This window comes from Nocardioides bruguierae (genome assembly GCF_023554635.1).
Lineage (GTDB): Bacteria > Actinomycetota > Actinomycetes > Propionibacteriales > Nocardioidaceae > Nocardioides > Nocardioides bruguierae.
Window position 1 is genome coordinate 78,399 of sequence record NZ_JAMJPH010000034.1, and the last position, 12,638, is coordinate 91,036.

Here is a 12,638-nt window from a genome sequence, read left to right on the forward strand (position 1 = left end):
CTCGAGGCCCCCGCCGTCCGGCGGGGGCCTCGTCGTGCGTGAGCCTCGTCCCTCGTCGGCTCAGGCCTGGGGCGTCGTCCGCTTCACCACCGCGGCGGGGTCGCCGCTCTCGAGGCAGCCGAAGACACCGTCGTGGCCGGGGGAGAGCCGCGAGCCGCAGAACAGGTCGGCGACCTCGGGCGGGGCGAACCGCACCAGGAGGGCGCCCTGGAGGACCAGCGCCATCCGCGAGGCCAGGCGGCGGGCCTGGCGCTCCATCTGGTCGGGCTCGCCCATGAGCCGCCCGAGCAGGGCGAGGGTCTCCTGGACGGCCCGGTCGAGCCGGTGGTCGCCACCGCTGGCCAGGCCGACCTCGGTGATCCAGGCGTCCAGGACGCCGGGCTCGCGCGAGAGCGCCCGCAGCACGTCGAGGGCGTTGACGTTGCCGGAGCCCTCCCAGATCGAGTTCAGCGGGGACTCCCGGAACAGCAGCGGCAGGCCGGACTCCTCCACGTAGCCGTTGCCGCCCAGGCACTCCATCGCCTCGGCCACCACCGTCGGCGTGCGCTTGCAGACCCAGAACTTGGCCAGCGGCAGGGCGATCCGGCGCAGGGCGGCCTCGTGGGCGTCGTCGCGCGCGTCCACGGCGGCGGCCAGGCGCATCCCGAGCGCCGTGGCGGCCTCGGTCTCGATCGCGAGGTCGGCGATCACGTTCTGCATGAGCGGCTTGTCCGCGAGCGTCCCGCCGAACGCGTCGCGGTGGGCGACGTGCCAGGAGGCCTCCGCCACGGCCCGCCGCATGGTGGCGGTGGAGCCGAGCACGCAGTCGAGCCGGGTGGCGGCCACCATCTCGATGATGGTCCGCACGCCGCGTCCCTCCTCGCCGAGCCGGTGGGCCAGGGTCCCGTCCACCTCGAGCTCCGAGGAGGCGTTCGAGCGGTTGCCGAGCTTGTCCTTGAGCCGCACCACGTCCAGGGCGTTGCGGGTGCCGTCCTCGAGCACCCGCGGCAGCACGAAGCAGGTGAGGCCACCGGGGGCCTGGGCGAGCACGAGGAAGAGGTCGTTCATCGGCGCCGAGGTGAACCACTTGTGGCCGTGCAGCGTGTAGGTGCCGTCGCCCCCGGTGGGCACGGCACGCGTGAGGTTGGTGCGGACGTCGGACCCGCCCTGCTTCTCGGTCATGCCCATGCCCGCCAGCAGGCCGGCCTTGGTGCCGGGGGCGCGCAGGCCGAAGTCGTAGGTGGTCGACGTCAGGCCGGGCTCGAAACGCTCCGCGAGCGCGGGGTCCGCGCGCAGGGCCGGCACGGCGGCGTACGTCATGGTGGTGGGGCAGGCGTGCCCCGGCTCCGGGCCGAACCAGGCGATGAAGCCGGCGGCACGGCGCACGTGCGCGTGCGGTTGCCCGACGGCCTCGGCGGCCCAGGCGGCGGCCCCCAGGCCGTGCGCGGTGGCGCGCGTCATCAGGTGGTGCCAGGACGGGTGGAAGTCGACCTCGTCCACCCGGTTGCCCCACCGGTCGTAGGGGCGCAGCACGGGCGTGTGCGTGTTGGCCAGGACCCCGTGCTCGCGGACCTCCGCGCTGCCCGCCTCCGCACCCAGGGCGGCGAGACCCTCCAGCACCGACCCGTCGGCGTGCCGCAGCACGGCGTCGCTCAGCGCGGCGTCGCCGGTGACGGCGTTGTGGCCGACGAGCGGGGGAGCCTGGTTGGTGGAGCGGCGGATGTCCGCGCGGCCGGGCAGCGGTGTGTCCTGCGTCATGGGGCCACCGTAGGTCGGTGGGCCGGGCGAGGCTACCGGTGAGTCACTTCGGGCTCCGGACTCGAACAGGTGTTCGATCCTGTGCGACCATCGGCGCGTGGCGGGCGGTATGAGCAAACGGGGCAGCGGGGTCCCGCTGCGGGACAGGGCGCGCCCGCCGGCGTCCTTCCCCGGGCCCGACCCGACGGGTCACGGGCGGCCCCCGCTCGTGGACGCGTGCCCCGCCCGGCACTGCTGGGTCGGTGACGCCGTCGACGCGGACGGGGTGAAGCGGCCGGGGCTGCTCCTGGAGTGGCGGCGGGGCGAGGCCGGCTGGGAGGGCCTCGTCGTCTACGTCGCGCGGGTGCGCGGGCAGCGATGGGGCCTGGTCCAGGAGTGGCTGGCCTCCGCGCAGCTCACGCCGCGCTGAGGGTCGACCCAGGGCGGCCGGGAGCGTGTCGGCGCCAGGGTCGTCCGGCTCCCCGCGTGGAGCGGGGAGCCGGGTGGTCTCGAGGCTGGACGGACCACGACCCGACGTCGGCCCTCGCATGCCGTCGACGCTCCTCCGGGCTTAGCGGGCCAGCTGCCCGTACGCCCACATCAACGGCGGACCGATACCGATTCGTTACCCAGTGTGCGGCCGGATCAATCCCGGCGGCACGGACTGTCCGGGTGGTGGGCGGCTGGTCCGGTCCGGACGTGCGTCCGCCCCCGGTCCGAGCCACGGACCGGGGGCGGAACTGGTGACCACGCCCGCCTCGCGTCCCCTGGTCCGACGGAGTCCGTCGGCGCGAGGCGGCGGTGCCGTCCACTCTCGGGAGGAAGGTGCCCCGCCGCGGGCCGACCCACACCTGTCGGGCGGTGGACGTGCCTGCTGGTCCAGACCTGGAGAGGTCGGGACGTGAGGGTGCCCCGGACGTCGGGCCGTGCGGCGGCCCGACGTTGCACAGAGTTAACGGAGGTGACGTGCGAGGCGAGGGAAATCGCCTCCGACGCCTCCGCGGGCACATTTACTGTGGGGGGTATGAGCGACGACGACTTCGACACCTTCGAGAAGAAGACCATCAACACGGCCATCGGCCTCGACCTCGACCAGCAGCTGACCTGGGGCGAGCTCATCTGGTTCGTGGACCAGGGCCGCAAGACCGGGGTGCGCCCCGACAGCCCCGTCGGCATGCGGTTCGCCCCGCACGACGGCCACCTCGAGTCCCTCTTCGTCTACATCGACCCCAGCGACATCGACTGATCCTCCTCCGGCACGGACGACCCCCGTCGTCCGACGTCGTCGTACGGCTCCAGCCCCGGTGCGCCCCCGCGTCCCGGGGTCGACGTGCGTCCGGACCCGTCGGAGGAGGCCGGGTCGGGCTCGGGGAGGCAGGGGACAGGGCCCCAGGTCCCGGTCGGGAGGGGCTCTCCCGCTCCCGCCGCCCCTGCCGATGGGGTCCTGTGTCGGCGGCGGGGCGGGGGGATGCTGGAGGGGAGCGTGACGGGAACCGAGCGCCGAGGGGGCGACCATGGAGCAGCGGACGTCGGAGGACGCGGCGGCCTGCGGTCGTGTCGTGGTGGCCGTGTCGGGCTCGCGGGGGAGTGCCCACGCCCTCGCCTGGGCGCTGCGGGCCGCCGAGGTCAGCGGACGCGAGCTGGAGGTGGTGACCGTGTGGCCGGGCCAGGGCGAGGTGCTCGTCGGTGAGGCTCCGGGGCACTACAGCCTGCCCCGCCATCACGCCGCCCGGGCGCAGGCCCGAGCGCTGGCCGAGGCGACCGCGGCCCGGGCCGGTGCGGTGCCCGTGCACCGGGTCCTGGCGAACGGCCGCGTCGCCGACGTCCTGGTGGACGCCTCGGACGGGGCCGACGTGCTGGTCCTCGGCACGCACCGGTCGGCGAGCGCGGCCGGCGCCCCCGAGCGCGGCGTGGCTGCCGCCGTCCTGCCGCGGGTGGCCTGCGCCGTGGTCGAGGTCGACCCCACGGGTGCGGCCCGGGTGCGGGGCGAGGTGGCCCGGGCCGATCGGGGCAGGAGAGGACCATTTACCTTGGCTCACCCTGCCGTTGCGCCGATGGGCGGCGTCCCTCCCCGGGCATAGCGTCCGGAGCATGGAGGCGACAGACGTCGTCCCTCGCCCGGAGGTCTACCTGCTCCACCAGCACCGGCTGCTGCGCCTCGCGCTGCGGTCGCTGCTCGAGGGCAGCGGCGTTGCCCGGGTCGTGGGGGACACCGAGGACGTGCGGACTGCCGTGGCCCGGGTCCCGGCGCTGCGACCGGACGTGCTGCTGCTGGACGCGGGGCTGCCCGCCACGGCGCGGGCCGAGGCGTGCCGGGAGGTGCGTGAGCGCTCGCCCGCGACGGGCATCCTGGTGCTCGGGGAGCAGCGGGACGACGTCGGGCTGATCGACCTGATCCAGGCCGGCGCGACCGGCTACCTCCTGGCGGACGCGGACCTCGACGAGCTGGCCATCGCCCTGCGGCGGGTCGCGCGCGGCCAGTCCGTGCTCGATCCCCAGGTGACCGGGGCCGTGCTCGACCACGTGCGGCACGCCGAGCAGTCCGACCCGGAGGTCGACGTGTTCACCCCCGGTGAGCGCCGCATCCTCCTGCTGCTGGCCGACGGGCTGACCAACCGCCAGATCGCGCACGAGGCCCAGCTGTCGGAGAAGACGGTGAAGAACTACGTCTCCGACATCCTCGGCAAGCTCCAGGTGGCCAGCCGCACCCAGGCCGCGGTCTTCGCGACGCTGCACCGGTCGAGCCTGACCGTGCCCCTGGCACGGGCCTGAGGCGCGCAGGCCTGCAGACGCAGCGAGGGCCGACCCGGTCTCCGGGTCGGCCCTCGCTGCTGCGGAGCGGACGACGAGGCTCGAACTCGCGACCTCAACCTTGGCAAGGTTGCGCTCTACCAACTGAGCTACGTCCGCACGTCCTCCGGGGCTTGCGCCCTGGCGACGACGAGGACACTAGCGGACCGGGGGACCGGTGCCCAATCCGCGTCCCCTGCCGGCACGCACCGCTCGCGCAGCGGCTCTGACCTGCGCCGACGGCCGGATGGACGAGTCGTCTCGAGAGCATGCGGCGGTGCTGGTCGGAGCAATGCAAGAACCCCCGGACCGAGGGTCCGGGGGTTCTGTCTGTGGACGATACTGGGTTTGAACCAGTGACCTCTTCCGTGTCAAGGAAGCGCGCTACCGCTGCGCCAATCGTCCTAGTTGTTGAGTTGTCTACTCTACGAGGTGGGTACGGGATTTGAACCCGTGTACACGGATTTGCAGTCCGTTGCCTCGCCTCTCGGCCAACCCACCGTGGAGGCCTGGCCATCAAGCGACCTCTCAGAGCGGACGACGAGGCTCGAACTCGCGACCTCAACCTTGGCAAGGTTGCGCTCTACCAACTGAGCTACGTCCGCTTGTCTGCTTCGGGGCGGTGCCCCTTGGCGACGTCGAGAACATTAGCCGAGCCCCCCGACGGCGCCAAATCGGGGGTGTCCTCGTGGTGTCAGGGGAGTGTCGGGAGTGATTCCTGGGGTGGCGTCGCGGCTGGTGGGAGCGGGGATGCCGGGGCGTCGCACCCGCGTCTGCGAGCCGTCCGCCGGCGCATCGGCCCGGTGTCCGTGCGGCTCTCGCTCGGTCCGGCCCCTCGCCCCGACCGGGGCCCGTCGTGGGCGCGACGCGACCCCCGGCGGGTCTGTCGGCGGGCGAGGTGGACCCGGAATTGGTGTGCCCGACACAGTGCGGCTACAGTCTCGTTCCGCACCGAGAGGTGCAGCACGGGCGATTGGCGCAGTGGTAGCGCGCTTCGTTCACACCGAAGAGGTCACTGGTTCGAACCCAGTATCGCCCACCGAGAAAGCCCAGGTCAGACGGCCTGGGCTTTTGGCGTTCCCAGTGAAGTGGTCACTGGCGCCCTACAAACCCTACAAAGAGTCAGGGGGCTCCCGGCTGCAAAGACGGAAGCCGCTACCTGCTCGGTAGCGGCTTCTACTGTCCACCTCGCCCCCAGCGCGAGCCGGCAGGGGAAGGGCAGGGGCGGTGCCACGTCACTCGGCGTCCTCGGGGTCGTAAGCCGGTGCGTCCTCGTCCGCCAGCTCCGCCTCGGCGTCGGCGCGCTCGTGTGCGGTGATGATCTCGGCGCTGGTTCCGACGCGCTTGGCAACCTCGCTGCTCGAGATCTTGAAGAGGTGGCGGTAGATGCGTCGCGCAACGTCGGGTGAGCTGTGGCCCATCTGGTAGGCGATGGCATCCTCCTTGAGGCCAGCCGCGTAAAGCAAGGACGCGAAGACGTGGCGCAGCTCGTGTGCGGTGTAGGTAACACCGCTGGCGTTCTGGGCCACGGTGAGCTTCTTGCGCCAGTGGCCGTACGACATGAACCCGCCGTACTCGCCGTTGACGATGAGGGTCCACAGGTCCTCGGGCGGTCGGTTCGGAGTGCGCTTGCTGTTGCGTGTTGCGCGCCTAGCTGCGCGTGCCGGCTCCAGGGCCAGTCCGCGCTCGCGGATTGCCAGCATGCGCTCGAGTGGCGCCTCGGCCTGCGGGATCACCATCATTTCGCGAATGGCGGCCTTCGACTTCCCGCGGTTGCCTCGGTACTCACGGCGGCCGCCCGACTCGGTCGAGGTGTCGATGACCATGAGGACGGACCGCTCGGGAACGTATGCCAGGTGGCCAGCGCCGAACAGCTCGCTGATGCGCAGGCCGGTGTCGACCATGAGGCGGACGATGTCGCCCCAGCCCTCGCCGTTGGGGCCGGTCAGGTCGCGGCACCAGTTGGGCAGCAGCCACGTCTCGTCCATGGCGGTCGCCAGTTTCTAGGCCTGGACCAGCGACGGAATGAGGGCGGTGCGGCCGAGGGCGACCAGGTCAGTTGCCGGGCCCGCACGTCGGGCGGGCCTGCCATGGGCTGCGCCCAACTCAGCTAGCCATCGCTACCATTCCGGGGCGTCTGCGCATCTCAAGCGCATGGCGTGCTCGATCAGCGGTCCGAGGTCGAGGCCCGGGGCTGCTCCTCGCAGCTTCCGAACGATGGTCGCGAGGGAGTGGCCGATCGCGTACTGGCGCTCGTCTGTCCCGGCAAGCAAGTGCGTGACCACGTTCAGCCACGCTTCAGCGTCCGGCGCGAGGTCTGCCTTCGAGAGCGCGTAGAGCAGGCTGTCGCGTTGTCCGATGGCGGCTGGTCCCTGGATGAAGAGCGCTGCTGCTTCGGAGCGCTGCTCAGGCAGGTGCGGGATCCAGTTCGCCATGGCGGCTCCCTCGGCGGAGGTGAGGGGGAGGGGGATGGACTGGACACGGTCGTTCCAGTACCGCTGGATCCAGCGCTTCCACTGCATGGTGGCGTGCTCCGGGGGCATGTCTTTGAGGTGGTGGGACACCCGTCGGACCCAGGCGCACCTCGTCTCCTCGGACGCGACGCGGACGAAGCGGCTCAGCCAGGTCCGCGGCGTAACTGAGGTGAAGAGCGCGACCTGAGCCAGGTGGTCGCCGAGTTTCCACTCCATTCGATCCTTGCTGAATTCGCTCAGGTGGCTCGCCGTTGCGAGGTAGTGCGGCAGGAGGCCCGCCTCGAGCAGCTCCTCGTCGGGCCGGCCGTGCTCAAGAAAGACCTGCCAGTTGCCGGGTGCCTCGTCAACGCTCCTGGACCAGTCCAGGAGCGGAAGCAGATTCTGTGCGGTCCAGTCCGCGTCGGCGCGCTGGTAGAAGCGCAGCTGGGCCAGTAGCACCGACCGGCCGAGAACTCCTGCTCGTCCTGGGTCAGAGACGATCTTCTCCAGGCCGAGTTGTGTGTCGCCTCTGATGCCCTCCCACGTGCCCTGTTGCTCGCGCCAGTCGTGCTGCACAGCGAGGGTCCAGAACTCCGCCAGCTCGCCTGCTGGGTGGTTGATGGCCTCGATCATGAGGTCACCGGCGGCGTTGACGTTTCCGGGTACGTCGCGGTCAGGCCAGAGTCTGGTGGCGAGCCCGCGTGCTGCCGGCAGTCCTGCCCACGAGGGGCCAGGTCGACCTCTGCCCGGGCCGGCAAGCATCGAGGTTACCGCGGTAAGGACGTGGTCAAGGTCGACGCGAGCCAGCTCGACGAGGATCTCGCCGGCGAGTTCTTCGTCGATGGTTGCGTCGGCCCAGGCGTGTATGACGGTCTGCCGCAGTTGCGCACCGGCCTCGTCGGGGGAGGGGGCGATCGCCGCCGAGAGTCGCAGACCGTCCTCGGGGTGTGCCTCAACGCAGGCGCGGACTGCGCTCAGGGTCCCTCGCCACGTGGGTCCGCCGAAGAACGACACGGGTTGGTCTGCGTAAGCCGTGAGCTGTGTCGCCGCCTCATGCGGATCTGTGCTGAGGAGCTGGTGAAGCTCGTCAGCTGAGAGTGGCTCCCGCTGGGGGTATGAGGCCTCAACCACGAGAGCTGGGCCGTCTACACCGCGGGCACGTAGTTCTGGGTGAACGCGCTGGAGTTCGGCGAACGCCTCCGCGAGCGGGGTGACGGTTGGGAAGGCAGACCTGAGGCGATCGAGAAGGTAGTAGCGGGCGAGGACCGGCGATGTGGCGCGTTGGATGTCGTCGCCGTCGTCGGTCACGTTCGCCGAGCTGGGTCCTTGAACAGCTCGGGCCACAACGAGTCGAACGGTGGCCTCGTCCGCCTGGGGGAGATGCTCGGTCAGGAGTAGTCGCAACTCGTGCCGCACGGCGTCGTCGTAGAGGCGGTCTGCATCGGTCGCGGCGGACAGCTTCTGATCGGCCGTACGGTCTGTCCGCAGGCGCCACCCGTGTACGGCGAGGCGGCGGAGGATATCGACATCCGAGGACAGCCAGTCGTCGAGCACGGTGGTCGCACGCTTCGGCTGGTGTTCGAGCTGGAACTCGAGGGACTCGCGGGCCGCTTCGATGAGAACATCCAAGCCCTCCTGCGAGTGGTAGTCGTCCGAGGTCTCGATCGCACGCCAGGCGAACCCACGAGGTCCGTACGCGGCGCCCGGGTTGAGCGCCCGGTAGAGCCGGTCGGCCGCTGCCAGTTGATTGCCGGTGATGTCGAGGAGCGGCCCGGCTAGCTCGCTCAGGCGGGGCCTGAGCAGTTTCGTCCACGTCTCGTTCAGCCAGTACTCCTCACCGGCGAGGTCAATGTCGAAGCCCGGCAAACTCGTGTCATGTCCGTAGGAGAGTCCGGCCTGCGGGATCGGGCGGGTGCGGTGCTCCCAGAGGAGGAGCAGCAGGTCAGGATGCTCGCCCCACTTGTCGTTCTCGAACATCAACATGTCGAGCGTGTCGCGTCGCGCGGTCGGGACCTGCGAGAGAACGAGCGGCACCCAAGGCGTAATGGGGGTCGGCAATGGGCCTTCGTGAGCGAAGAGTCCGAAGGTGATCGCTTCCCACAACGCGGGCGACCACATCCGGTTGCCGAGGAGCCTGAGCGCCTGGGCGGTGTGGCCTGGGTCAAGCACGTAGTGACTGACGACCCAGGCCGCGATGGTCTGGGTGACTTCCGGATCTGCCTGGCTGCCATCGTCGAACAGCGCGCCGAACTCGGGTCGGGTGGCGGCCCATGTCAACCAGGACGCGCCTCGTGCCGCCCCGGCGAAGTAGCGCACCCGCTCGGGATGTCCGAATGCCTCCTCGATGTAGGCGGCCTCGTCGGGGATGGTCGGTGGATCGCCCGCCACGATGTCGGTGATGAGGGTCCGGTGTTCCGTTCGGCCCATCGCCGTGAGCTCGGCCCAGCGCTCGAGTGCGCCAGGGAGGGCGTGGTGGGATCCTCCGGTCGCTTCGTAGGTGACCGGTGTCAGCCCGAGGGAGCGCCACTCGGCGCGGTTGGCTTCGTGGGTGAGGACGTAGCGACGGCCGTGACGGTCGAGTGAGCGGGCGAGGTATTGCATGACGACATCGCCGTGGCTATAGCCGATGAAGAGCACGGTGAAGGAGCTGAACATCCGCTCGAGGAAGCGAGCCGCCCAGGCCTCGCGCAGGTAGGCGCGACCGAAGTCGACATCGGTGACCACCAAGCGGGCTGGGTCTTGGGTGAGTGCGCCGTGGAGGTGGACGATGCCGGTGAAGTCGTCGCCCACGGGGAGCGCGGGAGCCTCAAATACCTGCGGTTCCAGGCCACGGGACCGAGCCGCGGTCGTGAGGTGCAGGTCGTAGTTGGTGGTCACCACGCGGATGGGGCCATGGGTACGCGCGACGTCGATGATGGCGTGGTGGAGCCGGTTGGGCTCTGACTTGGGCAGATTGATCGCCTCATGGACAAGGCGGTGAACGTCGACCTTCTCGTCGTCGAGGCGTCCGAGGAACACGTCCGGTCGACGGAGGTCGGCCTTCTTTGGTCGGGAGTCCGCCCGACGCCCGATGCGTGTAACGAGCTTGGCGAAGTCGGGTAGGCCTGACGGGTCGTCTCTCGATGCGCCGGCGCCGACAAAGACGACCAGTTGCCCGTCACGAGCCGCTTGGAGGAGCTCGTCCGGGAGGTCGATGCTCCGGATCTGCATGAGCGGCAACCCTAGTGCGCGAGCAACTGCCGCGAGCACCTTTCGGGCAGGCCACAGGTCAGCTGCCGCAACGTCCTGAACGAACTCAGGTGCTTGATGGTCGGACGACGGTCAGGATGGGCGCAATGACGTCCGACCACACCTACGACGCGCCTGGCCCGACCGGCTTCGACCCGGCGTGCCTGGCAGAGCTAGTTGATGAGATCGGTGAAGGCCCGTACCTGCCGCCGGAGCGACTCGCCTTCGGGCTGGAGCGGCTCGCGGCTGAGACCGACGAGAGCGCCGGGGAGGCGAGCGCTCGGTGCAAGGCGCTCCAGGTGCTGGCGCGGGTCTGCTCGCCGATGCTCGTGCCGGACAACTGGAATGAGCCGTTCGAGCCGATGATCCGCATGGACGGGCGCCGGAGCGTCCTGCCCGAAGACTTCAGCGAGGAGGAACTGAGTCTTCTCGCGGACATCGCACCTCAGGTCATCGAGCCGACCATCCGAGCACGCGCAGCGGACGTCGCATGGGCGTATGGCGATCGGCAGAACCAGGCGATGTGGCAGCTGGCGGTAGACAGCTACTTCGCAGTCCCGTTGGACCCCGAGTCGTGGATGGACGTCGGCAAGGACAGCTACCGACGTGGACTGGAACTCGCCCTCAGACGCGGGAAGCCGGGCGTTGCCTTGGCCCAAGGTGTCGCAGACAGGCTTCTCGACTTGGTCCTTGCACCAGAGGTGCCGGACCGGTGGATGCTCGTTGAGGTCTCCGAGCTCTTGGCCACCACCCGCCGTCTGGATGGTGGTCAGGCTGAGGCCCTTGCCGAGCGGCTCCTGGAGCTCGCATCAGGCTCCGATGCTCCACGCCGCGCAAGGGCGCTCGCGCGGGAGGCCAGCTCGTGGTTCCAGTCCGCGAAGCTGCCCGACCGGGCGCACCATGCCACCGAGGTCATCGCGGAGTTGTACCTCGACGAGGCCGAGTCGCGTCTCGGTGGTGATGCCGGCGCGATGGTGGCCGGGCACTTCCTCGAGAAGGCGATCTCGATGCTGCGTGGCCTCCCGAGGAGGTACCGGTCAGCGCACGGTGTCGAGCCGTGGCTGCGCTCCCTGCAAGCCCTGCTCGCCGACGTACGCGAGGAGTCCCTCGAACAGATGATGGTGATCAGCTCGGACCCCATCGACATCACCGCCATCGTTGCCCAGTCCCAGGCATTTGTCGTTGGCAGGACACGCCTCGACGCCCTCATCCGTCTCACCTCCGTGGCCCGCCTCACCGACCTCGACCAAGCCGTCATAGACGAGCGCACGAGACTCACCGGCAGCCTCTCTCAGCTCTTCGGCGGAGTCACCTACAGCCACGACGCACGGAAGGTCGCCACCCACGGGGGCTTGTCCGGCGCCGAGCTCACCGACGACGTCGTCGAAGCGGAGCTCGTGGGCTCTTTCCCCCAACGCATAGGCCTCACGGTGCAGGCTCAGATCTACCCTGCGCTTCAGACCATCGCGTTCGAGCATCGCTGGGATCTGCCGTTTCTGACGATGCTCTGTGTCGAGTCGCCACTCGTCCCGCCTGGCCATGAACAGCTCTGGGCGCGAGGCCTCCAGCACGGGCTGGCCGGCGACTTCCCGTCGGCCATCTCGGTCCTTGTCCCGCAGCTCGAGGAGCTCATCCGCCAGCACTTCAAGTCCCATCAGGTCTTCACCCGGCACGTCGCCGACGACGGCGTCGAGAAGGAGAAGTCCATCGGAGCACTTCTCGAGATGTATGAGGCGACAGACTTACTCGGAGCCAACTTGGCGTTCGAGCTGCGGGCGCTGCTGGTCGAGCAGCGCGGCTCCAACCTGCGCAACGACCTCGCGCACGGACTGCTGACCGACGCCCAGACTTGGGGATCGGCAGCCGTCTACGCCTGGTGGCACTGCCTGCGCCTCGTAGTGCTGCCACTCGCGTCGATGCGGCAGCAAGAAGGTGCCACTGATGCAGACGTATGAATGGCTGAGAGCTGAAGCTGCTGGGCTTCTGGCGAAGACAGTCGGGCCTCGCTGACGTGCTTGCCGGGTGGTGTGCATCCTCCCGACTAGGCTCGATATGTGGAACGCGAGCCGCAGAGCTCCGATGCCGGAGTCGCTCCCAGCGAGAACGAGTTGCGGGGCGCGTGCGAGGAGATGTTGGCGTCGTGGGACACCACCTACCTTCAGGCCGCAGACGTATCGCTCCGACACAATGGTCACGAGCCTGACCCTGGCCGCTTCCTGCTCGTTCTAGCGTTCGCCGCGCACACGCATCATCTGACCGGGTCTGCCGGTTCGATGCTGGCTCAGGATGATTATGCGAGCGCCGTGCCGCTCCTGCGCGTTGCATACGAGTCGGGACTGCCGAACCTTCAGCAGTCCCGTTCTTGCGGAGGCTCAGCGTTCGCGCGTGACCCCGGGAGGCGACCAAGAACCTCAGGAAGGCCTTCGCGAATCGCGCTGTGCGCATCCGCGT

General features: G+C 69.8%; 8 protein-coding genes and 5 tRNA genes. 6 read left to right on the forward strand and 7 right to left on the reverse strand.

Annotation, left to right across the window (positions count from 1 at the left end):
- Positions 1–60: 60 nt before the first annotated feature.
- Complete coding sequence (locus M8316_RS18230) at positions 61–1,737, reverse strand: acyl-CoA dehydrogenase family protein (RefSeq protein ID WP_250057019.1); 1,677 nt, start codon at positions 1,735–1,737, stop codon at positions 61–63.
- A 208-nt stretch (positions 1,738–1,945) separates the two neighbouring features.
- On the opposite strand from M8316_RS18230, the gene M8316_RS18235 reads away from it, so the two are divergent.
- From M8316_RS18235 to M8316_RS18250, 4 genes are all read left to right on the forward strand, one after another.
- Positions 1,946–2,146, forward strand: coding sequence for a hypothetical protein (locus M8316_RS18235; RefSeq protein ID WP_250057021.1), 201 nt, complete (start codon positions 1,946–1,948; stop codon positions 2,144–2,146).
- Between the two features lie 594 nt (positions 2,147–2,740).
- Positions 2,741–2,962, forward strand: a complete 222-nt coding sequence (locus tag M8316_RS18240; RefSeq protein ID WP_250057023.1) for a hypothetical protein — start codon at positions 2,741–2,743, stop codon at positions 2,960–2,962.
- Between the two features lie 268 nt (positions 2,963–3,230).
- A complete protein-coding gene (locus M8316_RS18245; RefSeq protein WP_250057025.1) occupies positions 3,231–3,797 on the forward strand; it encodes a universal stress protein in 567 nt (188 codons plus the stop codon).
- A gap of 10 nt (positions 3,798–3,807) precedes the next feature.
- Positions 3,808–4,488 (forward strand): LuxR C-terminal-related transcriptional regulator, encoded by a 681-nt coding sequence (locus tag M8316_RS18250; RefSeq protein WP_250057027.1) that lies wholly within the window; start codon positions 3,808–3,810, stop codon positions 4,486–4,488.
- A gap of 65 nt (positions 4,489–4,553) precedes the next feature.
- Here M8316_RS18250 and M8316_RS18255 read toward each other — a convergent pair.
- From M8316_RS18255 to M8316_RS18270, 4 genes are all read right to left on the reverse strand, one after another.
- Positions 4,554–4,626, reverse strand: a tRNA-Gly gene (locus tag M8316_RS18255).
- Positions 4,627–4,839: 213 nt separating this feature from the next.
- Positions 4,840–4,911: transfer RNA gene (locus M8316_RS18260), tRNA-Val, on the reverse strand.
- 25 nt (positions 4,912–4,936) lie between these two features.
- A tRNA-Cys gene (locus M8316_RS18265) sits at positions 4,937–5,007 on the reverse strand.
- A gap of 31 nt (positions 5,008–5,038) precedes the next feature.
- Positions 5,039–5,111 (reverse strand) — tRNA-Gly (locus M8316_RS18270).
- 362 nt (positions 5,112–5,473) lie between these two features.
- Here M8316_RS18270 and M8316_RS18275 point away from each other — a divergent pair.
- Positions 5,474–5,545: transfer RNA gene (locus tag M8316_RS18275), tRNA-Val, on the forward strand.
- Positions 5,546–5,741: 196 nt separating this feature from the next.
- Here the strand turns inward: M8316_RS18275 and M8316_RS18280 are convergent.
- Together M8316_RS18280 and M8316_RS18285 are read right to left on the reverse strand one after the other, a co-directional pair.
- On the reverse strand, positions 5,742–6,494 hold the full coding sequence (locus M8316_RS18280; protein ID WP_250057028.1) for a site-specific integrase: 753 nt from the start codon (positions 6,492–6,494) through the stop codon (positions 5,742–5,744).
- Between the two features lie 132 nt (positions 6,495–6,626).
- Positions 6,627–10,169, reverse strand: a complete 3,543-nt coding sequence (locus tag M8316_RS18285; RefSeq protein WP_250057030.1) for a DUF4020 domain-containing protein — start codon at positions 10,167–10,169, stop codon at positions 6,627–6,629.
- Between the two features lie 125 nt (positions 10,170–10,294).
- Here M8316_RS18285 and M8316_RS18290 point away from each other — a divergent pair, with 125 nt between their 5' ends.
- Positions 10,295–12,142, forward strand: a complete 1,848-nt coding sequence (locus M8316_RS18290; protein ID WP_250057032.1) for a DUF7380 domain-containing protein — start codon at positions 10,295–10,297, stop codon at positions 12,140–12,142.
- Positions 12,143–12,638: the final 496 nt, after the last annotated feature.

Coding starts and splice junctions, on each gene's coding strand:
- M8316_RS18230 (WP_250057019.1), bottom strand. CDS start 1,737: ATGACGCAGGACACACCGCTGCCCGGCCGCGCGGACATCCGCCGCTCC.
- M8316_RS18240 (WP_250057023.1), top strand. CDS start 2,741: ATGAGCGACGACGACTTCGACACCTTCGAGAAGAAGACCATCAACACG.
- M8316_RS18245 (WP_250057025.1), top strand. CDS start 3,231: ATGGAGCAGCGGACGTCGGAGGACGCGGCGGCCTGCGGTCGTGTCGTG.
- M8316_RS18250 (WP_250057027.1), top strand. CDS start 3,808: ATGGAGGCGACAGACGTCGTCCCTCGCCCGGAGGTCTACCTGCTCCAC.
- M8316_RS18280 (WP_250057028.1), bottom strand. CDS start 6,494: ATGGACGAGACGTGGCTGCTGCCCAACTGGTGCCGCGACCTGACCGGC.
- M8316_RS18285 (WP_250057030.1), bottom strand. CDS start 10,169: ATGCAGATCCGGAGCATCGACCTCCCGGACGAGCTCCTCCAAGCGGCT.
- M8316_RS18290 (WP_250057032.1), top strand. CDS start 10,295: ATGACGTCCGACCACACCTACGACGCGCCTGGCCCGACCGGCTTCGAC.